14 protein-coding genes and 1 tRNA gene are annotated in these 24,219 nt (G+C 65.4%); 8 read left to right on the top strand and 7 right to left on the bottom strand.

Features of this window, described 5'->3' with window-relative positions:
- The first annotated feature begins 64 nt into the window (after positions 1-64).
- Positions 65-1,354: an acyl-CoA dehydrogenase family protein gene (locus BR31_RS0114540; RefSeq protein ID WP_156042493.1), complete on the top strand. Its 1,290-nt coding sequence runs from the start codon at positions 65-67 to the stop codon at positions 1,352-1,354.
- 57 nt (positions 1,355-1,411) lie between these two features.
- On the opposite strand, the gene dcd is transcribed toward BR31_RS0114540, so the two are convergent.
- Positions 1,412-1,990: a dCTP deaminase gene (dcd, locus tag BR31_RS0114535; protein WP_027501596.1), complete on the bottom strand. Its 579-nt coding sequence runs from the start codon at positions 1,988-1,990 to the stop codon at positions 1,412-1,414.
- A 77-nt stretch (positions 1,991-2,067) separates the two neighbouring features.
- Between dcd and BR31_RS0114530 the strand changes: the two genes are divergently transcribed.
- Positions 2,068-2,141, top strand: a tRNA-Gly gene (locus tag BR31_RS0114530).
- 244 nt (positions 2,142-2,385) lie between these two features.
- Here the strand turns inward: BR31_RS0114530 and BR31_RS32245 are convergent.
- The 4 genes from BR31_RS32245 to BR31_RS0114510 all read right to left on the bottom strand — a co-directional run bounded on the left by BR31_RS32245 (position 2,386) and on the right by BR31_RS0114510 (position 7,497).
- Entirely contained in the window at positions 2,386-3,294 is a 909-nt protein-coding gene (locus BR31_RS32245; RefSeq protein ID WP_231496495.1) for a hypothetical protein, read from the bottom strand.
- An 821-nt stretch (positions 3,295-4,115) separates the two neighbouring features.
- Positions 4,116-4,997 carry a hypothetical protein gene (locus tag BR31_RS0114520; protein WP_231496494.1) on the bottom strand — a complete coding sequence of 294 codons (882 nt, stop codon included), beginning with the start codon at positions 4,995-4,997 and terminating at the stop codon, positions 4,116-4,118.
- Positions 4,998-5,044: 47 nt separating this feature from the next.
- The gene (locus BR31_RS0114515; protein WP_231496493.1) at positions 5,045-5,869 is read right to left on the bottom strand and encodes a hypothetical protein; all 825 of its coding nucleotides are present in this window, start codon (positions 5,867-5,869) and stop codon (positions 5,045-5,047) included.
- 1,001 nt (positions 5,870-6,870) lie between these two features.
- A complete protein-coding gene (locus BR31_RS0114510) occupies positions 6,871-7,497 on the bottom strand; it encodes a hypothetical protein (RefSeq protein WP_037176753.1) in 627 nt (208 codons plus the stop codon).
- Positions 7,498-8,370: 873 nt separating this feature from the next.
- Here BR31_RS0114510 and BR31_RS0114505 point away from each other — a divergent pair.
- A complete protein-coding gene (locus BR31_RS0114505) occupies positions 8,371-10,056 on the top strand; it encodes a hypothetical protein (RefSeq protein WP_027501591.1) in 1,686 nt (561 codons plus the stop codon).
- Between the two features lie 540 nt (positions 10,057-10,596).
- Here BR31_RS0114505 and BR31_RS28730 read toward each other — a convergent pair.
- Both BR31_RS28730 and BR31_RS0114495 read right to left on the bottom strand, forming a co-directional pair.
- Positions 10,597-12,030, bottom strand: a complete 1,434-nt coding sequence (locus tag BR31_RS28730) for an MFS transporter (protein ID WP_037176719.1) — start codon at positions 12,028-12,030, stop codon at positions 10,597-10,599.
- Entirely contained in the window at positions 12,027-12,614 is a 588-nt protein-coding gene (locus BR31_RS0114495) for a TetR/AcrR family transcriptional regulator (RefSeq protein ID WP_331281131.1), read from the bottom strand. Before BR31_RS0114495 ends, BR31_RS28730 begins: the two co-directional genes overlap by 4 nt.
- A 157-nt stretch (positions 12,615-12,771) precedes the next feature.
- Here BR31_RS0114495 and BR31_RS0114490 point away from each other — a divergent pair, with 157 nt between their 5' ends.
- The 5 genes from BR31_RS0114490 to BR31_RS0114470 are packed head-to-tail and all read left to right on the top strand — an operon-like array spanning position 12,772 to position 24,196.
- Positions 12,772-14,253 (top strand): cytochrome P450, encoded by a 1,482-nt coding sequence (locus tag BR31_RS0114490; protein WP_331281130.1) that lies wholly within the window; start codon positions 12,772-12,774, stop codon positions 14,251-14,253.
- On the top strand, positions 14,246-20,533 hold the full coding sequence (locus tag BR31_RS0114485) for a type I polyketide synthase (protein ID WP_027501588.1): 6,288 nt from the start codon (positions 14,246-14,248) through the stop codon (positions 20,531-20,533). Before BR31_RS0114490 ends, BR31_RS0114485 begins: the two co-directional genes overlap by 8 nt.
- A complete protein-coding gene (locus tag BR31_RS28725; protein WP_051637444.1) occupies positions 20,533-21,258 on the top strand; it encodes a hypothetical protein in 726 nt (241 codons plus the stop codon). The genes BR31_RS0114485 and BR31_RS28725 overlap by 1 nt, the downstream gene beginning before the upstream one ends.
- Before the next feature lie 22 nt (positions 21,259-21,280).
- Complete coding sequence (locus BR31_RS0114475; protein WP_027501587.1) at positions 21,281-22,900, top strand: flavin-containing monooxygenase; 1,620 nt, start codon at positions 21,281-21,283, stop codon at positions 22,898-22,900.
- 15 nt (positions 22,901-22,915) lie between these two features.
- Positions 22,916-24,196 (top strand): cytochrome P450, encoded by a 1,281-nt coding sequence (locus tag BR31_RS0114470; RefSeq protein ID WP_027501586.1) that lies wholly within the window; start codon positions 22,916-22,918, stop codon positions 24,194-24,196.
- The last annotated feature ends 23 nt before the right edge of the window (positions 24,197-24,219 follow it).

The raw sequence follows: 24,219 nt of genomic DNA, 5'->3' as shown, positions 1-24,219 counted from the left end.
GATCGCGCACCGGCCGGGGTTCGATTTCGAGCCACCGACATGAGTTCAGGTGATAGGGGTTTCGGTGCCGGCATCCATCCGCATCGGGCAGGACGAGTCCGGCATCGAGTTTCCCGACCCGTCGCCCCGGGAACAGTCCCGCGCGGGCATCGGTTCCGCTGCGACAGTGATGGATTCACGCCGACCGGGTATTCGGAGCAGGGACGCGGCGGCCCCCGTCGGCGCCCTCCGCGGTCTCGACGAATGTGTACGGGTCGCCGCGATGTGGGCGGACGAGGTCGATCGCGACGCGCGGTTCCCGGCGGAGGCCGTCGCGGCGCTCAGGTCGGCCGGGATGCTCGGCGCCGTGGTGCCGACCGCCCTCGGCGGCGGCGGACTCTCCCTGACCCAGCTCGCCGCGATCACGCGCGCACTGGGCCGGTCCTGCGGGTCGACGGCGATGATCTTCGCGATGCACCAGGCGCAGGTGCTCAGCGTCGTCCGGCACGGGCGCAGCGAGTCGATGCGCGCGCTGCTCACGGCTGTCGCCGCGAACCAGCTGCTCGTCACCTCCGCCACTACCGAGATCGATGTCCGCGGCGGCATCCGGTCCAGCGGTTGCGCGGTCGAGCACAGGGACGGCCGCGTCCGCCTGGCGAAGACGGCGCCGGTCATCGCGTACGGCGCGTACGCCGACGTGGTGATGGTGACCGCCCGCCGCACCCCGGCCGGCGCGCCGAACGATCAGGTCGTGCTCGCCTGCCCGAGGTCGGAGATGAGGCTGACCGCGGTCGGCACCTGGGACACGGTCGGCTTCCGCGGCACCAGGAGTCCCGGCTTCCGCCTCGCCGTCGACACCGGTTCCGGCGCGCTGGTCGACGATCCGTACGCGGAGATCTCGGCGCGGACGATGCTCCCGGCTGCGCACGTGCTCTGGTCCGCCGCCTGGCTCGGGATCGCCGACGCAGCCCTGCTCAGGGCCAGGCGGTCGGTGCAGACCGCCCGACGCCGCTCGGCCGGGCCGCCGCCCCTGAGCGCGATCCGGCTCGCCGAGCTGGTGATCGCGCACCAGCAGCTCGTCGACACGGTCCTCGGGGCGGCGGCCCGGTTCGAGTTCCTCGCAAGGAACCCGGCCGCGGTGTCGCCGGTCGGGGTGGCGCTGGAGTTCAACGCGGTGAAGGTGGGCGCCTCGGCGCTGCTCATCGACCTGGTCGGCCGGGCGCGGACCATCTGCGGGTTCGCCGGGTCCCTGCCGGACCACGACCCCGCGATGAGCCGGCACCTGCGCGACGCGTACGGGACGGCGGTCATGGTCAGCAACGACCGCATCCTGAGCCAGGACTCCCAGCTCGCCCTCCTACGCGAAGGGCATTAGGCGGGGCCTGGCCGAGCCGAAATGCGGTGCGGCCGTCCGCGTTCCGGCCGCGCGGGGCTACTGCGTGGGCGCCTTCACGAAGTTCAGGTAGGCCTTCGACGGCGTCGGGCCGCGCTGGCCCTGGTACTTCGACCCGACCGCCGCGCTGCCGTACGGGTTCTCGGCGGGACTGGACAGCCGGATCAGGCAGAGCTGACCGATCTTCATGCCGGGCCACAGGGTGATCGGCAGGTTCGCGACGTTGGACAGCTCGAGAGTGATGTGCCCACTGAAGCCCGGGTCGATGAACCCGGCGGTCGAGTGGGTGAGCAGGCCGAGGCGGCCGAGGCTGGACTTGCCCTCCAGGCGTCCCGCCAGGTCGTCGGGCAGGGAGCAGAACTCGAGCGTCGAGCCGAGCACGAACTCGCCCGGGTGCAGCACGAACGGCTCCCCCTCCGCAGGCTCCACGAGGCTCGTGAGCTCGTCCTGCTGCTGAGCGGGGTCGATGTGCGTGTACCGCGTGTTGTTGAAGACGCGGAACAGTCGGTCCAGGCGGACGTCCACGCTGGACGGCTGGACCATCGAGTCGTCGAACGGATCGATGCCCAGCCGCTGGGTGGAAATCTCGGAACGGATGTCGCGATCGGATAGCAGCACAGCTAGAGGTTAGCGGTCTGCTAGAGTTGCCGCTCGCAGGGTCTTGCAGTGCCTCGTCGGGCGCAAAACCCCTGCATGCCGATGTAGTTCAATGGTAGAACATCAGCTTCCCAAGCTGAATACGCGGGTTCGATTCCCGTCATCGGCTCCATGGGGTGTTCACCCATTGAGGCCGGTTGAGTTCACCTATTGGGCCCGCGGCCGAAATTAGGCCCCGATTTCCGTCACGACTCCGCCCAACGGTCGGATTCGGCGGATTCTCGGCCTCGTTGCCGTGCGATTCCCACACAGATCGGGCCGAATCGTACGCTCGGGACGCCTACCAACGGTTGATTCCGCAATCAGGTCGAGGTTGGACCGCGGAATCCGTGGATTTCGCTACCGGGGCAGGGTCGCTATCTGCCGGATTCGGCGGTCACCGAGGACTTCTCGTGACGCCCGGAGGCGGCGATACGACGCAGTCGTCGCTGTGGTGTGCGCTCCGGTTCCCTCTCGCCGAGGTACCGACCCAATGGATCGAGGAGCTCACGCTTGAAGTGCCAGTCGAACAGGATCAGCAGATTGAGCGCGGCGAGAGTGAATCCGAGGAGCAGTGTGTAGCGGCTGATCCCGAAGCCGCGGAAGTACCCGCGGTGCACGTGCAGACGATTCTGCTTCACGTCGGCGAACAGACTCTCGATGCCGACCCTGCGGTGATACGACGCCTCCCAGGCAAGGGTCCCGTGCTGGACCGGCATCCGCAGATCAGGGTAGTCCGTGTCACGCAGGGTGATCGTGCGCCCGCACCCACATTCCTCACCACGGGTGCACGAGGTCGTGGGCAGGCTCAGTGACCCGCGCATAGAGACCGGGTTGTTCGGACAGCGCACCCGGGCGGGCTGAACGGCGGGACCGCGATACCGCCGAGTCCCGCCGGAGTGGCAGGCGTCGTGCGGGACGTAGGCGTAAGCCTGACGTGCCTGATGACGTCGCTCGAGGCGCGCCCGTTCGTCGTCGGACATGTCGGTCTCGATCGGGTCGAGGTCGTACAGAGCTTCCGGGAGGCTGTCCGCATAGAGGACGCCGTCGATCCAGATGGTGTGCGTGCCCTCGGGTCCCGGATGTATCCCCCGCTGATTTGGGTGCAGGTCGTAGATGGTGGCGTATCCGAGCCTCCAGACCGGGATCGGGAAGATCCTGTTCTTGACGTAGTTGTAGGCACGGTCCGCGATCAACTCACGCGGATCCGGGATCGATTCCCCCAGAGCCTGCACGGCGGCGAGTCCTCCGACGCCCTTGTTCGATCCCGCCGGCGTGAGATTCATCGCTCGCACTACGTGCACCACCGGTCCGCGGCCTGGGGCCTTTGGGACATCAGTGATCACGTGCAAGTCGAAGCCGCAGAAATAGCATGTTTCCTCGAACTGTGAACTGCGCCAGCCCATCCGAGCATCCGGATCGACCGTGTAGATGCAACGATTGTCTCGCCCGAGGGGTGCGTTCGGCAGGTGATGCCCTCGTCGGCGGCCATGTGGATGTTCGGGGTCCGCAGGCGCGAACTCATGATCGGGCGGAGGCAACCCGTCAGGATCCGCATCCACCAGCGGTTTGCGGTAGCGAACCCTGCCCCAGGTTGAGACGTCGGTCGAGTCCAAGGCGATGGCACCGGTCGGTGGCCAACGCCACAGGGACGCGTCCAGCAGTGCCTGCGCGAAAGCACGTTCGTCCCACTCCGGATACCGAGGTGACCGGCACGCCCACGTCAGCCTGCGCAGCGCGTCGTTGACGCTCTTGTACTTGATATCCGCACGGGACGGGATACCGAGCCTTCGCCGCTGCGAAGCGGTCCACCCGCGAACCACTGCGGTCACGTTCGTCTGATGCATCGCGATACCAAGCATCGGAGTCACAACATAAGCGGCGAGGAAAGCGTCTGCTGTGAACACCCGGTGTGCACCACGATGGTGATCGAACACTTCGTGCACGAAGTCGCGTGCGGCGCAGTGGTCGATCATGGCCATGACCCGATCGAACTGCCACGGCTCTGTGCGGTGGACGGCGGTACTCACCTCGTGCAGGCGCCGAACCCGACCAGCATCCGCCCTTCCACCACGGTGGCGGCGGTGAGGCGGGTGCTTCTTCCTGGTCACCACGGCACCGCCTGTGAAAGCACATCCAATTCCGCTGCACTCCACCACGGTCGGGTCCGCGGGTGCACCCAACTCAGAATGTCGGCGAGCCTCCCGGTCCCGGTGCGCCCGGACAGCCTCATGAACACAGGCAACGGAACGGCCTGGATCATCGCGCACTCCCACGTCAGCCGCAGCCGGGTCGACGTCAGCGGCCTCAGCGTCTCGGGTACGTCGCAGTTGATCAGCAGTTCACCAACGGCCCAGACCGGGGGCAGTGGATCGTGGAACAAGGGGCCACCGTGCGCCTTCTCTGCCGCTTCGAGCACCGCACCGGCATACGCCGGGCGTACTGGGACTTGCCTCGTCTTCGAACCGTGTACCGTGACGACCACATGGGCGCCACGTTCCCGGACATCCGACGAGCGAACCGACATCATCTCCGTGCCACGAAGACCGGCACCCGCACCGAGCGCCACCGCCGCAGCAAGGCCTCGTCGACGGATCGCGGTTACTTGCCGCGGAGCCCACCACAGCAGACGAGACACCTCCGCAAAGGTGTACGGATTCGCGGTACGGGCATAGTGCAGGACGACCCGGCGTGGCTCCCAGGGAGCAGCACGGGTGATCCGGCGCGACAATGTCGTCAGCGTTGCTCGGCGGGTACACCGCGTTTTCTCGGACAACCCCGGGACCGTGACGGCATAACGGTTGACCGTTGCCGGGTGGAAGATCTGCTCGACGTCGAGCGGCAAACCCTGCTCGAGCGCCCACCGCACCAGGGAAGTCACCATTACCATGTGGCCCACCGTCACCTGGCCGACCGGCGTCGCCGCGAACCCTCGCCTGACAACGTCAACCACGAACGGCCTGATCGCCTCCCATTCTTGTTCCGGCATGTGCGGGGTGTACAACTCGATAATCTCCTCCGGGGTCCGAGGCGTCATCACTGCTGCCCTCCCAACCGGCGCCAGCTCGGCGAACCGACCTGCGGCGCCGGGAGATACGGGCGCAGGTCCGAGAACGCCTTGCCGCTGACGATCCCTGCTGCCGAGAAGATCTCCGCGACACCGCAATCGGACAGCACTCCAGTCAGCCATGTCGACCGCAGGCGCGGCACCATCAGACGGGGCATCCCAGCGGGGTACTCGAACGACGCGAGCAACGCAGCCGCCTGATCACGGCCCGAGCGACGCGACGCCACCAACGGCCCCGCCCCCGCCCCAGCAGCGACCTTCTCCAGCCGATCGACCCAACCGGCCCGCACCGGGACCACCCGCCCCGCAGCGCCCACGCTGCCGCCGAGCGTGACCGCCACAACGCCGCCGACATCGACCACGTCCGAACTCACGACGGCGAACAGTTCACCCGCACGAGCACCCGCACCCACAGTCAGCGTCAGAATCGCCTTCATCGCCTGGACGCGGAACGGTCCGTTCTGTGATGCCGCGGCCTTCCAGTACGCCTCGACCTGCTCGCACGTGTACGGCGGCGACAAACCCTGCCGCAACCCGCGCTCGTCCGGCCCTGGCCACGGCGCCCGCTTCGTCACCGACCTCGCCAACGTCCGCAGCCGCGAGATCTCCGCCGACCGCGATGTCGAGGCCAACTCCCGCATCCCGGTCACCCGGTACCGCTCCAGCACCTCCGGAGTCAGCACCACCTCACGATCAAGGACCAACCCCACATCGACCGCCCACACCGCCAATCGGGTCAGAACCTTGAGTGCGTTCGCGGCCTGACTATGCAGCGTCGGCTCAAACAGCGTCACTGTCTCGCGCACCCACGGCCCCACCACCGACCACGAATCCGGATCGACCGATCGTGGTTCAAAACACCTGATACACGCCGCAATTGAGACCGGGTCATCTGTGCGGCGCCGGTACGCGGCCATCATTGATTACCGCGACCATCAGCGTGCGTAGTGCACCGTGAAGGTCCTGTCGCCGTTTGGGCGCAGAGGAGTACTGTCATGAGTGATCACAACCTCATGAGTCACATGCGATCCCGCAGGATCCTGGCGGACGAATACACAAGGACACCGACTACAACTCGGTGTCCTTTGAGGTATCAGAGACGAATACTGATCACCACCCTGACGAAGACCGACTTCGGTACTCGGTGTGCGCGGACGCGCACCGAGTTGTCGGATTACTCAGGGTGGTGCCAACACCCACGCTAGTCCCCGATTCCGGATCGCGAAATGCCTCGCAGAACAAATCGGGAGCGAACAAACTACTGCTCAAGGCATGACGCATCCAATCTCATCGCGTCAACTGCGTGATACGCGCCCAAAATTGAAACTGCGGGCCCGCAGCAGATATTGCGAGCGGATCACCCGAGCGCTGCCGCAACGGGGCGACGCGGCTTATAACGCCAGCGGAGGGCCCCCGACGTCACATGACTTGGCAACATCGGGCGCCTATTTGGGGACGGCGCCCGGTATGCCGCCATCAATCGCGCAACGCGCTCACGGAAGCGAAGCGTCATGGCAGACGCACACCCTCACATGACGCCACCGCCCGCGGGGCGATCGCCGAATTTCAAGCCGTACTCGGATCGAAACTCGTTGCCTACCTGACTAAGACGCGCTGGATCGACACGATCCATCGACTCGTCCAGGCCCTCTGTGGCGTGTCTCCGTGCCAACGCTTCTAATAGCAGTCCACACCAAGGATCGATCAGGAGCTTCCGGCACCAACGTGTGCGCGCCGCAGCCAGGCACGGCACGATGGAGGATCAGCCACGCCGCTCGGCTGCCACCAACCGCGGCTATGCAGATTCCCACTCAGCCGCGATGATCACCTCGGCAGCCTGCTCGATGTCTGCCACGGTGCCGGCACAACCGATCAACCACGCCACAATCGATACCGGCTGGCCCTTGATCAGTAGGGACGGCTGAGGCTCGGTGAGCAGCGCTTGCACAGTCAGCGGATGCAGGCTCTTCGCGAGCAGTGGCGCAATACGCTCGAGATGAGGCACCGCACCAGAGGCCAAGAACTGAGCCGGCGGAAGAAGTCGACCGCGGCCCTCCCCGAACGCCCACAACGTGCCATCGGACAGGCGCTGACGGATTCGGGCCGCTGTGACCCCGAGACGGTCCGCAGCCTCAGCAACCGACAGGCAATTGCCGACCAGGTCCTGCATGCGGGCGACGCGCTCCACCCGGGCCCCGGTTGTAGCGATCGGATCCTCGACGAACCCAGCGCTGACGAGGAGGCCGGCGTCGTGGTCAGAGAGCTCAGGACTACCGGGACTGCGGCCGGCGAGACTGCGGAGAATCTGAGCGAGGTCTCCGCGATCGATGTCGATACCTGTCACCTCCCGCAGCGCGTCCTCGAAGCCGACCTCGCCGCGCAAATAGCGGGCTTCCACCGTCCCGTTCGCCCTCTCGCCCATCACAACCACCCGACCCTTTCAATCGAGATTCGGATGCACTCCCACGCTAGCCCCACACACCACCGATCACACTCACCTACCGCACAAGAGCAGCGCGGCTGGCCCGTACCGGCACCCTTCGCCTGCGCAAGCGGTGCCGAAGCCCCCGTCACGCCCACCACGCGGATTCCGCTGAGGTGGCGCGTCGCCTGCTACCGGACAACCGAAGTGGGGCAGTCCCACCCGTAACGGCTCAAAGACGTGCGTATTAGCCATCACCCAAAATATGGCTGGCCCGGTCGGGAATCCTGATGGCCGGGCCGCCTGGCGGAGTCTGTGGGCGATGGCTGGCAATATATCGATTCTCGGACATGGTGAACGCATAGAGGAGGCCGCTCGGAGCGTGAGCAGAGACCGCAGTACTGCGATTTCGTACTCGCTGGAGCGAACATCCTCCGCATGGATTTCGGGGCGCCGCTGCCGGTCGAGGCCATTGGCCGGCGCGGCCCTGTGCTCAACCGAACGTCCGCGCACGCTGGCAGGCCGATGGAGCCTGCCGTTGGACACGGCGGTGCATGTTGCGCACGCTGCGACCAGATTCGATTGCCTTCGGTCAAAATGACGTTCTGAGCTTCCAGTGTTACGGTCCTAGCGCTATAGGGGAGGTAGGCGGCGCGACCAGAATAAGTTGTGCCAGTGAGCAACTGGCAGCGAAAGGAACGCGGGCTCTTGCTGACGCAGGCGACGCCCATGCCTGCATGTCGACGGTCCGCTACCAGCGTTGATTGCGCCGTGCTCCGAGCACGGAGCAAACCGCCAATCAGCACACACATTTACATTCGGGGGGTTACATGTTGAGTTGTTCCTGCGTCTTGTATTCGAGTTCGGTGAACCATGACTAATTTCACCTCATTCCTCGGAAGCTATTCACTCAACTTCCTACTTGCCCGCCTGCGCTGCTACTTGGAGATATCCGGTGGTGCCGAAGACCTGTCGACCGCCCAAGACGTCCTGCAGGACATGGGGTGGCGGCGGTGCGAGGCGATCGCTACCGCGGCGCCGACGCCGATGCCGACGCGGCTAGCTTTCGTCCGTGACATCCGGGGATCACGGAGTCTGCACACGCAGCGTGAAGTTGCCGATGCAGTGAACCAGCGACTGACTGACGCTCTCCTTGCTGCGCGGGTTTACCGAATCGCTCTGGTTCCTATCCGATATCCATCCGCCGAGTTCAATCATGAAAAGCCAGCCGTTGGGGGGCTCACGGTCACCGGGTTGAAGGTTGATCGACTCGCCACAATCCGTTATCCGGCCCGGACCGGGGATTGGCCGAGCGGCGATGCCAGCAGTGGTGACAGCACCCCCAAGTCGGCGTCGGGCAGTCGCTGGCGCGCGGACGCTGGGCACGCGGTCTACGGCTGGCTTGATCGGCAGGCTCGGCGGGAGCTGCCGTTCGGCCTCTCAGCCAGATTGACCGCGCCGGTATCTGCGCAGAGTCGTGACGGAGAGGATAGCCCGCGGCTCCGGAAGTGGATTTGGGCGTGGATCGGCGCGGTCTTGATGCTGGCCATAGTCCTTGCGTTCCGCGTGGAGTTCAACACCGACACCCCCGCGGGGCCCTGGATGGTGGTGGCCATATTCGGCGTGATGTTCCTCGTGGTCGGGGTTCCCCATCTACTGCTGAAACTGCTCTCGCGCATTGCACTCGAACCGGCGATTCGGGCAGGGGCACTTCCGGCATCTTGGTCTCCGTATAGCTACGGCCTGTGGATCGATGGGTCTGACCCAGTCGTGCTCGAGACGATGAGTGTGGGACGTGCCAACGCACTCCATCGAATCGCCGCTTCCGTGATGACAGTGTCTCGAGTGTTCGGTCTCGGCGTATGCGGGGCTCTTGTATTTTGGCTAATCCAATTCGCACGAGATAGCCCCGATGCGCTCGCGATCCCGGTCGGCCTCGCGATCTTCCTGATCTGGTCCGTTATCAGGGATATTGTCCGATCGCGCGGGCGGAGGCAGGTTCGCAGCGTTGCCGTCCGCGTGTTCCAGTTTCTCCTAGTCCTTGGGCTCGGCGGAGTGTTGCTCAAGCTGCCGACTTTCGCGTTCTACTACGAACTCGGGGCAACGGACATGGCGCTGACGGCGAGTTGGATTGAAGTTGTCTGGCATGCCGCTCCAGTTCTGGCCATGTTGGGGGCCATGTCGTTGGTCGCCGCCGTGGCATGGGTCTTGACACCCAGGATGGAGAAGTGGTCGCGTGACCTGTTCTCGTTGGGCATGGCAATCAACGTGCTGTGCGCCGCGATAGCGGGGGTTGTCATCGCCATAGAGCCAGCAGCCAACGCGCGTGATGGCATGGTCGAGTCGGTTACCCCGGCGTTCAAGGCGATGTGCTCCCTTGACGGTGATCAGTGGATTCCCACATGGCGTATCGGTCGGACCGACCCACACTTCTATGCAAAACGAATCGTCTCGGATGATCAACCGAACATTGACCTACGCCGATTGCCCACGCCCAAAGGATCTTTCATCGTCGATATCGACAACCCGTGCAACTCCCCGGCAGTGGCTTCGCCATGAACACCCGGATTGGACCACCCAAACTCCATAGAAGCGTAAGAGTCTTTCCGGCCAGCATCAGAACGATGCCTCCCCTGCCGCTTCGCAGACGTGCGCCAACCTCGTTTGTGGCTAGGCCGGGACCGATCTGTCGCTAGCAGCGAGTGCCAGAGCGATCGCATCGTATAGCTCACTCGGGTCCGGGCTCCCCTGCATGACGTCAGTGGGCATGTACGGCAAGGGGCGTAGAGCGCGTCCTCACACTGATTCGCATCCGATACTCGCGCTCGACGCTGTTGGGCAGGAAACTCGCTGTCTCCAGCGAATGTCGGGCATCGCCGCAACAAGGTCCGTCCACAACGCCTCGAGACGGCGAACGGCCACTGACGCCGGATCGTGATGCAGCCGAACACGAACGGCCTGCACCAGCGGCAACGACAACGCGTTGGCCCGGGTGCAGCTACTGCTGCAGTCGGTTCAGGCATCGGGATCGAGTGCGGCGCGAAAGGTGCTGAAGGCCAGCCCAGGATGTTCTCTCCTCTGTGAGGCCCGCCCTCCCTATCATCGCTGCTGCTGCTTGCTTCGAGATGTGTTGATTCCCGCCGCCAGCACGATCGTGACCAACGCCAGCGCACCCGCCGTCCAAGCCGCGGTGGAGTAACCCGAGTCAGTGGGGGCAAAGGTGCCGGTCATGGTGTGCGCCGCCAGGATCAGCCCACTGACCGCGCTGCCGATGGAGAAGCCGACCGAACGCACAACCTGGTTGACGCTCATCGCGGCCGCGGTCTCCTCGGTCGGGGTGACCGCCAGGATCGCCTGTGGCATTACTGCGGAGAAGCCGCCGACGCCGAAGCCCAGCAGGCCCATGATCATGATCGGCCACACCACACCCATTCCGCGGATAGTGGCAAACAGGACGCACGCGAGGGCGATCACGACACCGTTGGCGATGAGTATACCGAACGGGCTGACCTTGTGCCGCACCTTGGGCACCACGCGTCCGGCGACGAACCCCAGTGCCGAGAACGGGACCAGCACCAAGCCCGCCTCGACCTCATTGAGGCCATAGCCGTAGCCGACCGCTTGGGGAGTCTGCACGAAGCGGCTGATTAGGGTGAAGAGCAAGTACATGGCGATACCGGCGACGAACATGACCAGGTTGGCACCCGCGACTGCCGGATGCCGTAGTGCGGTCAGGTCCACCAACGGATGCACCACTTTCCGCTCGATGGCGACCCATGCCGCCAACACCGCAGCGCCGCCGAGTAGGACCGATACGACCGCCAGCGGGTTGCTCGACCACCAGCTCGACTGACTAGTTACCACGAGTACCGCAATCAGGCCAACGGAGAGAAGGAACGCGCCCAACCAGTCCACCGACTCTTTCGGCGGCGCGTCGGAACTGTCGCGCGGAAGTGTAACGACGGCAGTAATCAGCGCGGCGACGGCGACCACCACACCGAGTAGGTAGGCCACGCGCACACCGCTGATTTGGACCAGAAGGCTCGCGATCGGGTAGCCCACGCCGATGCCGACTGTGGACGCCACCGACAGCATCGCGATCGTGCTCTCTGCGCGGTCCCCGAGGTGCTGGCGGGCGGTGGCCATCATCAGCGCGGTCAGGCCCAGGCCAACCCCCTGTGCGGCACGGCCGAGCAGTAGAACGACGAACGGCGCGGGCACTACGGTCGCCACGCTGCCCACCGCCACGACAGCCAGGGTGGCGAGGACGACCTTTCGTCGCCTGTGGGCAGAGCCCAGGCGGCCGAGCAGCGGGGTCGCGACAGCACCGGTCAGCAATGTGATGGTCAACGTCCACTGAGCGGTGGACGGCGAAACGTCATAAGCCTCGGCCACGGAGGTGATCAATGGCGCGCCCAGGCTCCCGATCGCTGCGACCACCAACGCGATAAAGACCAGCGCCGCGACCAGATTGGTGTCGCCACGCCCGACGCCTTCTGCCTGGAGTGTCTCTGGAGTGGCGGAAGCGCTCATTGGTTGTTCTCCTCGGTCAAATGATCGAACAGTCCGGCGTGGATGCGGGTGCGGATGCCACGCGCCCACTCCGCGTCGACGTCGTCAATGTCCAGAGCGGCGGCGACATTGAGCAACATGCCGTAGGCGAGGAAACTCTTCACAGCCACCGGAGGCATGCCGGTGTGGTCGGCTGTCGCCGTCCACATCCTGGCCATGTGCTCGCGCACTACCTCGCGGACCTCACTGTCGCCGCAAGCGGCGAAGGCTTGCAGCTGCACTAGCAACTCGGTGCGGTCAGCCAAAGCGCTGTTGTTGTAGTACTCGCCCATCAACGTGACCGACTCCGTACCAGAGGTGTGCCCGGCAGTGCGGTCCATGCCGTCGACAAGCCGCGTGAACGCGCGCTGCACCACCTGTAGGAACAGGGCTTTCTTGGTACCGAACAGCCGAAACACATAGGCCTGCGAGATCCCCGCGCGGTGGGCGAGCAATTCGATCGACGCGCCGTGCAGCCCACCTGCTGCGAATTCCTCGGCCGCAAGAGCTAGCAGCTGTTCCCGCCGCTGCTGAGCGGACATGCGCTTGGCATCACCTGTACTCACTCCACCGAGAGTAGTTGTTAGTAGTGACTAACTACTAACAAGATGGTAGATATGTGACGGAACACTCCCGCCGTCGGGAGCCGCCACTCGGGGAGGACATGCGGACCAACGCGGCATCGGGTAGGCCCAAGACTGGGCAGTCCATCGCCATCCTGCAATGCATCACCATCGCCCCTGGGACGGGATCGCGCCCGCCCAGGGCCAGATTTGTTCGGAGAAGCGTATGAGTCAGAATTCGCCAGCGCAGCAGACACCAGCCTGCCCTTTCGGCGGGGCAGAACCAGCAGGACAGCCATCGCCAACGGTGCAGGTGGCACCCGGGAGGCTGCCGATGGTCGGTCATATATGGCCGCTCATGCGGAATCCCTTTGACTTTTTCGCTGACCTTCGCGCTAGCGGCGACGTGGTGAAGATCTACATCGGCAAGCGCCCAATCTACTTCCTCACCACCGCACAACTAGCCCATCAAGTGCTGGTGAAGGATGCCCGGTCGTTCGGCAAGGGCATGGTGTGGGAGGCCGTGCATCCGTTGAGTGGCAACGGTTTGCTAGCTTCCGACCGCGCGTTGCACCGCCGCCAGCGGCGGCTTATCCAGCCGCTGTTCCATCGGAAAATGATCGCCTCCTACGCGCAAATCATGACCGCCGAGTCGCAGGCACTGGCCGATTCATGGCAACCCGGACAGAGGGTGACCGTGCAGAAGGCCATGATTGAATTGACGCTCAATACCATTGTGCGGTCGATGTTCTCGGGCAGCCTGCCCAATGACGTGGTGCAGGAGATCATCCGCTCGTTGCCGATCTTCACCTACGGCATGGTCGCCCGCACCGTGTTGCCGGCCTGGCTGTGCAAAGTGTCCGGCTTCGACCGGCGCTTCCTCGGTGCGGCGGACCGGCTACGTGCCACGGTCGATCATGTGGTGCGCACCGACAAGAGCGCCGACGGGGCAGACCTGCTCTCGCACCTGCGCGCAGCCCGCGACCCGGACACCGGTGAGGCAATGAGCGAGGACCTCATTCGCGACGAACTGGTGTCGATCATGATGGCGGGGACCGAGACCACCGCAGCCACCTTGACCTGGGCACTACATGAGATCGCTCAGCATCCCGAGGTTGAGAAGAAGCTGCGTGCCGAACTGGAGAACGTGCTCGGCGGGCGGCCCGCTGAGTACGACGATATTGAGAATCTGAATTACACCCGCGCCGTCGTGAACGAGGTCCTGCGCCGGTACTCACTGCTGATGCTATTTCGCCGGGCGGAGGAACCTGTTGTCGTCGAAAGCATTCCGTTGCCCGCGGGCGCAGACATCATGTTCAGCCAGATTGACTTGCACCGGGACGGCGAGGCGTTCACCGACCCGGACAGCTTCAAGCCCGAACGATGGCTCGTTGAACGCGAGCATCTACCTGACCGCAACGCCTTTCTCCCGTTCGGCGAGGGCAACCGACGCTGCATCGGCGAATCCTACGCGCAGGCCAAGGCGGTCATCGCGCTGGCGACCATCCTCGGTCGCTGGCGCCTAATTCCGGCACCCGGCCATACCGTGCGCAGGGTGGCGGCGGCGATGCCGCGCCCGAACGACTTGCCCATGATCGTCACACCGCTCAACTCCGATAGAAGCGAGCTGAATCATGCCTGACACCACCACGCAGCGGTCCCGTAGCAACCAGAAGCAAAGCGCCGCTGTCGAACCGATCGCTATCGTGGGCATCGGGTGCAGGTTTGCGGGTGGCGTCGACTCTCCTGACGCGCTCTGGGATCTGCTTGAGAGCGGCAAGAACGCCGTCCGTGAGGTCCCGCCGGAGCGTTGGGCTGTGGACGAGGTCTACGACCCCCAGCCTGGCGTGCTCGGTCGCACCATCTCCCGCTGGGGCGGATTCCTTGACAGCATCGGCGGTTTCGATACTGCTGCCTTCGGCATCACCGAATACGAGGCCGAGGCGATGGATCCGCAACACCGGTTGCTGACCCAGGTGGCCTGGGAGGCGTTGGAGCATGCAGGCATCGCACCCGGGTCGCTCGCAGGGTCGCAGACCGGCGTATTCGTCGGCCTCGCCCACCACGATTACCTGCTACGGACGTTCGACGACTCTCTTGTCGACAACCCCTATGTGATGACGGGCAACGCCCACTCTGTCGGTGCCGGTCGGGTGTCCTATCTACTCGGTTTGCACGGGCCTTCCGTGGCAGTAGACACTGCCTGCTCTTCAGGTCTGCTGTCCGTGCACCTGGGATGTCAGAGCTTGCGCACCGGGGAATCCGACCTCGTGTTGGCAGGCGCGGCGATGTTGCAATTGGGCCCCGAAGTCGGTGTCCTGTTCTCCCAGTGGTCCATGCTCTCGCCCAATGGCCGGTGCGCCGCGTTCGATGCCGCTGCTGACGGGTTCGTTCGCAGCGAGGGGTGCGCGGTCGTCGCCCTGAAAAGGCTCGACGACGCGGTTCGCGATGGTAACCGTGTCCTCGCGGTCATACGCGGCTCGGCAGCCAACTCCGACGGCCGCTCCGACAACATCGTCGTGCCCTCCGCGACAGCACAGGAAGCAGTGCAGCGCAGTGCTCTGCGTGCCGCCGCCGTCGACCCGTCTGCCGTCGAGCTTGTGGAGGCGCACGGCCCCGGTACACCTACTGGCGATCCGGTCGAGTTCCGCGCGCTGGCCGCGGTGTATGGCGCAGGCGACAAGCCTTGTGCGCTGGGCTCGGTGAAGACCAACATCGGACACACTGAGTCGGTGTCCGGGGTGGCCGGGCTAGTCAAGGCAGTGATGTCGTTGCGGCACAAAAAGATTCCGGGCAATCTCCATTTCAATGAGTGGAATCCGGACATCTCTCCCGATGGGACACGCCTTTACGTCCCCACCAGCCTGCGTGAATGGAGTACGGACGGGTCACCGCGGCTGGCGTCGGTTTCCTCCTACGGGTTCAGCGGCACCAACGTCCACGTCATTCTCGAGGAGGCCCCGGATACCGTCGTTGCTGGCGCAGCTCGTGTACCGGTGGAAAGGAAGCTTCCTATCCTGCTCTCCGGAAGCACTCCGCATGCCTTGGCGGAGACCGCCGGTCGCGTGGCAGAGTGGCTAACCCGCGAGGGAGCGGATGCACCGCTGGCCGACATCGGCCACACTCTCGCCCGCGGGCGGGAGCACCGCACGGAGCGCCTCGTTGCCCTGGCAGCGTCGCGTGAGGAGCTGACCGAGCAGCTACTGGCGGCAGCGGCATCGCAGCCAGCGCCGGGTGTAGTGCGCGGCACGGCCAGCAGCCACAACGGTGCGCCGGTGTGGGTGTTCTCCGGCCAGGGCTCGCAGTGGGCGGGCATGGGCCGGGAACTGATGCGGACCGAACCGGCGTTCGCCGCAATGGTCGACGAGTTGGAGCCCTTGATCGCCCGGGAGGCCGGGTTCTCCTTGCGTGCCGAGCTGGTGGCGGACGAGACTGTCGCCGGCATCGAGAAGATTCAGCCGACGATCTTCGCCGTGCAGGTCGCCCTCGCCGCCGCCTGGCGATCGCGGGGCGTGGAGCCCGCCGCAGTGATCGGGCACTCGCTCGGAGAGACCGCGGCGTCTGTTGTCGCGGGCGCACTAACCCTCGATGATGGTGTGAAGGTGATCTGCCGCCGCTCTCAGCTGGTCACCCGGATTGCGGGTGGCGGCGCCATGGCCACGATCGAACTGCCGCATCAGGAAGTTTCGGCTGAGCTTGTCGCTGCGGGCATCGAGGACGTCACCGTAGCGGTGATCGTCTCCCCAGGGTCCACGGTCGTGGCGGGCGACCCTGCCCGGCTCGACGAACTAGTCGCCGGCTGGGAGGCCCGCGATCTGCACGCCCGCAAGATCGCGGTGGACTACGCCTCCCACTCCCCGCATGTCGACTCCATCCTCGACGATTTGGCCGAGCAGCTGGAGGATCTCGCGCCGGCTGCCGCGACAGTCCCTGTCTACAGCACGGTGCTGGAAGATCCGAAGAAGCCCGCCTCGTTTGACGCCGTGTACTGGGTGAACAACCTGCGCCGCCCGGTTCGTTTCGCGGACGCTGTCACTGCCGCCGTGCGGGACGGGCATCGGGTCTTTGTCGAGCTGTCGCCGCACCCGCTGCTGACCTACGCGATCTCCGAAACGGCGAAGTCGATCGGCCGCGCCACGACCGCCATGGGCACGCTGCGCCGCGACGGCGACCAGTCCACTGGGCTGCTGCCCCAGCTGTCCGACCTACACTCCAGCGGCGTTCCGATCGACTGGGAGCGCGCCTACCCGGCGGGCAATCTGGTCGACGTGCCATTGCCGGCCTGGGCGGGCGCTGACCTGGGCGTGCTGGCACTACAGGTGGCGAAGCCTGGCGCGAGAGTGATTGCGCACCCATTGCTCGGCGTGCACATCAGCCCGGTCGACACCGATGACGAGCACACCTGGCAGGTTTCGATCAGCGGCCGTGACCTGCGGTACCTGGAGGACCACCAGGTCCACGACCAGCCGGTTCTGCCGGGCGCAGCCTACTGTGAGATGGGTCTTACTGCTGCGAAGACAGTATTCGGCGCCGACCTCGCCTCCATCGAGGTAACCGACCTGGCTATCCACGAGATGTTGCATCTTCACGAGGACACGGTGGTGTCCTCGCGCACCCGCCCAGAGGGCGACGGAGTCGTTCGGTTCGAAGTCCTGACCCGCCGTGACGGCGATGCACCAACGCTGTTGGCCAACGGGACCCTGCGAGTGCGGGTCGCGGCCGAGCCGGAGCTGCTCGATGTTGCCGGGCTGTTGGCCGCGCACACTGGGACTCTCGACCCGCAGGAGGCCTACGCCAAGTTCCACGAGGCTGGTGTTCATCACGGTGACGCGTTCGCCGCCGTGGTCGCACTGCACCTGTCCGAGGACCTGGGCCTCGATCAAACGGTGTTCGCGGAACTGTCGCTGCCCGCGCCGGTGCGCAGTGACACCAATTCCTACTCGATGCACCCCGTACTGATGGACGGATGCTTGCAGACGCTGGCGTCGCATCCCGCGTTGATCCGCGACGCCTTCCCCGTGGGAATGGGTGCCCTTCGGGTGCACCGTGACCCGCACCGCGCCCGCTACTGCCTGGCCCGGCTGCGCCACCTCGACGACCAACTCGCCATCGGCGACATCGCATTGCTCGACGAGGATGGCACGGTGGTCGCCGATGTCACGGGCGTGCGCCTGGCTACTACAGACCGGCGGCTGGCCGAGCGCCTGCTGACCGTCGGATGGGACCGCGCCGACTTTCCACAGCCGGACGCCGCCTCCGGCCCATGGCTGGTCCTGACCGAGGCGGACGCGACCCCCGAGCCGTTCGTCGACGAGATAGCCTCGGCGCTCGGGGCCGACACCGCGCGCCTGACGTTGGGTGATGCAGGTGCGGGCGAACTGGAAACGCAGCTGTCCGCGCAGCGGCCGCAGGGGCTGGTGGTGGTGTGCCCGGCGCCGACCGCCACCGCCAACCACGACGCTATGGAGCGGGCGGAGCGCCGGGTGAAACGGCTCATCGACCTTGTCCGGATCCTCGTGGAGCGCACCGATGCGCATCGGCCCCGGCTGTGGGTGATTACCCGCGACGCACAGCCGGTAGGCGAGCACGACGGTCAGAATCTGGAGCAGACCGCGCTGCGCGGCCTATGCCGGGTGATCGGCCACGAACATCCCGAACTCAGGATCTGCCACCTCGACACCGCCGGCGGAACCACGCCCCAGCGAGTGGCCGATCTACTGAAAGCGAAAGGCGACACCGACGAGGTGGCGCTGCGCGGCAACGAGCTCTTCGTGGCCCGGCTCAAGGTGTCGCCACTAAAAGACGGTGATCGCAAGATGCGCGCGATCCGCTTCGGGCACGACCGGTATGCCCTGGCCACCCGTCACTCCGGTGACCTAAGCAGCCTGGAGCTGGTCGCGAGCACGCCGCGGGCGACCGCATCGGACGAGATCGAGATTCAGGTCGAGGCGCTTGGCTTGAACTACGCCGACGTGCTCAATGCAATGGGTCTGTACAAAACCGTCGACGGCAGCCCGATGCCGTTCGGTTTCGACTGCGCGGGTACGGTCGTCGCCGTTGGCGCGAACGTCACCTCGTTCCATGTCGGTGACCGGGTTGCAGCCATGCACCCTGGCACGTTCCGCTCGTTCGCGTTGGTGCCGGCCTGCAAGGCCAACCGGATCCCCGACGATGTCACGTTCGAAGAGGCCGCCGCCAGGCCCAGTGTGTTCGCCACTGCCTGGTACGGCCTGCACCGGTTGAGCAGACTCAGCCGCGGTGAGCGAGTGCTGATCCACTCGGCGACCGGTGGTGTGGGTCTGGCGGCGATCGCGGTGGCCCGCCACCTCGGCGCCGAGATCTACGCCACCGCAGGCACCGACGCGAAGCGGCAATACCTTCGTGACCTGGGTATCCCGCACGTCTTCGACTCCCGCTCCCCGAAGTTCGCTGACCAAATCCGGGGGCTAACCGGCGGCGAAGGCGTGGACGTGGTGCTCAACTCCCTCACCGGGGCCGCCCAGCGGGCTGGTCTGGACCTGCTGCGCATCGGCGGCCGGTTCGTTGAGCTCGGCAAGAAGGACATTTACGCAGACACACGCATCGGACTCTTCCCGTTCCGCCGCAACATCTCCCTACACAGCGTCGACCTCGGCGTCCTACCCTACGAGCAACTCGGCGACATCCTCCGCGAAGTCCACGAGTTGCTCGCCTCCGGCACGCTTACCCCGACACCCCACACCACCAGCCCGCTCAGGGAGGCCAGCACCGCATTCCGCACCCTGGCCTCCGGCAGTCACATAGGCAAGCTCGTCCTCGCTGTCCCACAGGCCGGCGACGGCGAGGTTGTGGTCCGGCCGGAGGACGTACCGGTGATCCGTGCGGACGGCGCGTACGTGGTCACTGGCGGTCTAGGCGGTCTCGGCCTGATCCTCGCCCGTTGGTTCGCCGAAGAGGGTGCGGGTCGCGTCATCCTCAACGGCCGCTCGGCCCCGTCCATCGAGGCACAGACGACCATCGACGAACTGCGCGCGGCCGGCGCAGACATCGAGGTAGTGCGCGGTGACATTGCCGCGAGCGGCACCGCCGAAGAGCTGGTTCGAGCCGCAGCCGCTACCGGCCTGCCCTTGCGCGGCGTCATCCATGCCGCTGCGGTGGTCGACGACGCGGCAATCACCAGCGTGGACGACGCGCTCCTCGAGCGGGTATGGGCACCGAAGGTGTGGGGTGCGCTGCGACTTCAGGAAGCTTGTGCAAACAGTGATTTGGACTGGTGGCTCGGGTTCTCCTCCGCCTCCGCCCTGGTTGGTTTCGCCGGCCAGGCGTCCTACGCCTCAGCCAACGCCCTACTGGACGGCCTTACCGTCTGGCGACGCAGGCAAGGCCTTCCTGCTCTGAGCGTCAATTGGGGGGCATGGGCCGAGCACGGGCGCGGCACGATGTTCGCCCAACGCGGCAACGCCATGATCGAGCCGGAAGAGGGGGTGAAGGCATGCGACTCGCTGCTGCGCCACGACCGGGCCCGCGCGGGCTACCTAGCGATCCTCGACAAGGGCTGGCAGGCGATGTTCTCGGAGAAGCTCCGAACCTCACCGTTCTTTGCGGCGATACCCGCTGATCGCGGGTCTGATCGGGGCGGCGACATCGGGCACGCCGCGCTGGCGGAACTGCGGGCCGCCGACCCGACGGCCCGGCAGCGGTTCTTGGAGAAACACCTCACTGTGCACGCGGCGGAGATCCTCCGAGTCAATGCCACAGACCTGGACCCGGACCGGTCGCTGACCGACCACGGCCTGGACTCGCTCATGGCGCTGGAACTGAGCACCCGGATCAACCGGGAGTTCGACATCCGGGTCACGCCAAAACAGATGCGCCAGGACTCGAGCCCGTCGGCGCTTGCCTCGCATATCGTCGGCCAGCTCGACCTCGGGGCAGCGCAGTGATGGCCGCAACCGAGCACGCAGAGGGGGCCACCATGGAAAGAAACCATCTCCCACAGGTCGCGCACGCGGCCAGCGGGATCATCAGCCTGCTCATTCTGGCTTCCACAATCCCGGTCCTGTCGCCGATCCCGCCCTTTGGGTCGTCGGAGGCCGAGGTCGTGCACTTCTACGCCACCCACACCACCAGCGGGTACATCTATCAGTTCATCGCGGGCATCGCCTTGATGGCCGCGTTGTGGTTCCTCTGCTACCTCTACACACGCTTTCGCCGAGAAGTGCCGGACAGTCCGCTGCCGATGTTGATGATTGCGTCGGGCACAGCCTGGGTCGGCTTCGCCGTGGTGTACCTGGGCCTATTCCAAATCTTTTCGGGCTGGGCTGCGGACCCGGCGACCCACCAACTGCTGCGCGCGTTCTCCGACGCTTACGTGTTGGGCTTCATGTTCAGCGCGGTCCCGGCGGCGGTCGTGGTCATCGCGGCAGCTATGTCCACAAGGCGGGCCGCGGGATGGCCGGGCTGGCTCAAGCCGTTAGCGGTGATCGTCGTGTTGGTCCAGCTGCTCGGGTGCGTGCCGCTGCTCGCGCCGAACAGCCCGCTGAAGGCGGGCGGACCGATCACCTACGCGAGCGTGTTCGCCGTGGTCGTCTGGCTCGCCATGGCGAGCATTGCTGCCACACGCTTGGAACGGGCCACACCGGACCAGGCAACGTACTCGAGAATCTGAACTCGTTCACAGGAGTGCTGGGATGACAGACAAATTCGACGTCCTGATCGTAGGTGCGGGTCTCGCAGGCATGCAGATGCTGCACGAGGTTCGCAAGGTCGGCCTCACGGCGCAGGTACTCGAGGCCGGAGGCGGTGCTGGCGGCACCTGGTACTGGAACCGCTACCCGGGTGCTCGGTGCGATGTGGAGAGCTTGGAGTACTCCTACCAGTTTTCCGAGGAGCTCCAGCAGGGCTGGGAGTGGACCCGGCGGTACGCCGATCAGGCCGAGATCATGCGCTACATCGGCCACGTCGTCGAATCGTTCGATCTGGCCCGCGACATCAGGTTTCATGCCCGAGTTGAGGCGATGACCTACGATGAGGCCGCCGTCAGGTGGACTGTTCGCACTGCCACCGGTGACGAGTTCGTGGCCAGGTTCGTCGTCATGGCCACCGGGTGCCTGTCGGAGCCGAACGTGCCAGATATACCGGGCGCGGAGACGTTCGCGGGCGACGTCCTGCACACCGGGCGCTGGCCGCAGGAACCGGTCGACTTCACAGGCAAACGGGTCGGCGTGATCGGTACCGGCTCATCCGGTGTGCAGGCCATCCCGCTCATCGCGCAGGAAGCTGCCGAGCTCGTCGTCTTTCAGCGCACCCCTGCATACGCGCTGCCTGCTGTCGACGAGCCACTCGACCCGGAACTGCAGGCGGCGATCAAGGCCGACTACGCGGGGTTTCGAGCGCGCAACAACGAAGTGCCCACGGCGGGCCTCTCCCGATTCCCGACGAACCCGAACTCTGTGTTTCTGTTCTCCGCGACGGAGCGGGAGGCCATCCTCGAGCACTACTGGAACCGTGGCGGGCCGCTGCTGCTGCGCGCCTTCGGTGACCTGCTTGTCGACTCGGCTGCTAACGAGGTCGTCGCCGAGTTCGTCCGCGCCAAGATCCGCCAGATCGTTACCGACCCCGAGGTGGCCGCGAAGCTCATCCCGACGCACGTCATCGGGTGCAAACGTATCTGCCTTTGCGACGGCTACTACGAGACCTACAACCGACCGAACGTGCGCCTAGTCGACATCGCACTCCACCCATTCGAGGAGATCACGCCTACCACAGTCCGAACCGGAGAGGGCTCCCACGAACTGGACGTGCTGGTATGTGCCACTGGCTACGATGCCATCACCGGCGCGCTGTCGCGCATTGACATCCGCGGCCATGATGGGCTGTCGTTGAGGGAGGCGTGGTCGGCCGGCCCGCGCACCTATCTCGGGCTCGGGGTCCCCGGCTTCCCAAATCTGTTCATCATGACTGGCCCCGGCAGCCCGTCGGTGCTGACCAACGTACTGGTCGCCATCCACCAGCACGCGACATGGATCGGCCAGTGCCTTAAGCACCTGACCAACAACGGCATTCGGACAATGGAGGCCACGCCGGAGGCGGAGCAGGAGTGGGGGCAACACGTGCGCGACGCCGCCGCGCAGACCCTGCTCTCTTCGTGCGGGTCCTGGTACCTGGGCGCGAACATCCCCGGTAAGACGCAGGTTTTCATGCCGCTAGTCGGGTTCCCGGACTACGCCAAGAAGTGCGCGGAGATCGCGGCCGCCGGCTACCCGGGCTTCGCCCTCCAGCACGACCCCGTCCCTGCCACCCAGAGCTGATAGGAGTGCACACGTATGACATCCTCCGACGTCCCGGAAATTGACTTCGACCACCACTCACCCGAGTACTCCGCCGACCCCTGGGCAGCCAACACGGCCCTCAGCCAGAAATGCCCGGTGGCGCACAGCTCGCACTACGGCGGATTCTATGTGGTCACCGGCTACGAGCAGGTCGCCTCCGTGGCCCGCCGCCCAGAAGTGTTCTCCTCCGCGCACGAGCTGCCCAATACCCCAGGGCGTCCACAGGGAACGATTATCCCGGCATCGACCTTCCGTGCGCTGCCACTGGAGATGGACCCGCCGGAATTCCTGGAGTGGCGCCGGGCGCTGAACAACTTCTTCTCGCCCACCTCGGTGAGAGCGTTGCGTCCGCGCATTGAGGCCTACACCACTTGGTGTATCGACCAGTTCATCGAGTTGGGGGAGACCGACCTGGTCATGGACCTGGCGAATGCCGTTCCCGCGCTGCTGACACTGGACATCGTCGGACTGTCGATGGACAACTGGAGCATCTACGCCGAGGCCGTACATTCGCTGGCATACACGCCGTCTGACACGCCTGAATACAAGGCGGTCGAAGCGGGCTTCGCAATGCTTGTCAAAGAGGTCATCGAGACCATTCCGGTGCGCCGCGCAAGACCTGGGAACGACCTGATCAGCTTCCTCACCCAGATGGAGATCGGCGGCGAGAAAATCAGCGACTCGGACATCATCGCCGTCTGCAACGCGATGATCGCCGGTGGCATGGATACCACGACCGCCCTGTTGTCCTCCACTTTCGAGCACCTGGACCGCAACCACCACCACCGCAGGCGCCTCACTGAGCAACCTGAGGACCTTCCCAAGGCGTGCGAGGAGCTCCTCCGGTACTTCACCCCCGTCGTTTGCGTCGGTCGAACTGCCACGGCAGATGCCCAGATCGACGGTGCAACCGTGCGACCCGGGGAGCGTGTGTTGATCTCGTGGGCCGCTGCGAACCTGGACGAGAACGTCTTCCCGGACCCGCTCACCATCGACTTCGACCGGGACACCCGCAAGCATGCGGCGTTCGGCATTGGCGTCCATCGGTGCATCGGCCGCCACATCGCGCAGACCGATTTCCAAGTCGTCGTCGGAGAGGTGCTCAGGCGACTGCCGGACTACCAGCTGATCGAGGGGGCAGCGGTGCGCTATCCGACTGTCGGACAGATCAACGGCTACGTGAAGATGCCCGCCCGCTTCACTCCCGGCCCACGAACCGGACCCGACTTCGAGACGGCGAACGACCTGTTCGCCAGCTTCGGAGGGCGGCAGTGAGTGCCCCGCCGCGCCGTGGAACG

The sequence above is a fragment of the Rhodococcus sp. UNC363MFTsu5.1 genome (genome assembly GCF_000686785.1).
Lineage (GTDB): Bacteria > Actinomycetota > Actinomycetes > Mycobacteriales > Mycobacteriaceae > Rhodococcus_G > Rhodococcus_G maanshanensis.
The sequence above is the reverse complement of the archived record's forward strand: the minus strand, read 5'-3'. Positions and strand labels throughout refer to the sequence as shown.

What these genes read in the sequence shown, in the direction of transcription:
- BR31_RS32245 (WP_231496495.1), bottom strand. Translation starts at nt 3,294, where the DNA reads ATGAATCTCACGCCGGCGGGATCGAACAAGGGCGTCGGAGGACTCGCC.
- BR31_RS0114520 (WP_231496494.1), bottom strand. Translation starts at nt 4,997, where the DNA reads ATGCCGGAACAAGAATGGGAGGCGATCAGGCCGTTCGTGGTTGACGTT.
- BR31_RS0114510 (WP_037176753.1), bottom strand. Translation starts at nt 7,497, where the DNA reads ATGGGCGAGAGGGCGAACGGGACGGTGGAAGCCCGCTATTTGCGCGGC.
- BR31_RS0114505 (WP_027501591.1), top strand. Translation starts at nt 8,371, where the DNA reads ATGACTAATTTCACCTCATTCCTCGGAAGCTATTCACTCAACTTCCTA.
- BR31_RS28730 (WP_037176719.1), bottom strand. Translation starts at nt 12,030, where the DNA reads ATGAGCGCTTCCGCCACTCCAGAGACACTCCAGGCAGAAGGCGTCGGG.
- BR31_RS0114490 (WP_331281130.1), top strand. Translation starts at nt 12,772, where the DNA reads ATGCATCACCATCGCCCCTGGGACGGGATCGCGCCCGCCCAGGGCCAG.
- BR31_RS0114485 (WP_027501588.1), top strand. Translation starts at nt 14,246, where the DNA reads ATGCCTGACACCACCACGCAGCGGTCCCGTAGCAACCAGAAGCAAAGC.
- BR31_RS28725 (WP_051637444.1), top strand. Translation starts at nt 20,533, where the DNA reads ATGGCCGCAACCGAGCACGCAGAGGGGGCCACCATGGAAAGAAACCAT.
- BR31_RS0114475 (WP_027501587.1), top strand. Translation starts at nt 21,281, where the DNA reads ATGACAGACAAATTCGACGTCCTGATCGTAGGTGCGGGTCTCGCAGGC.
- BR31_RS0114470 (WP_027501586.1), top strand. Translation starts at nt 22,916, where the DNA reads ATGACATCCTCCGACGTCCCGGAAATTGACTTCGACCACCACTCACCC.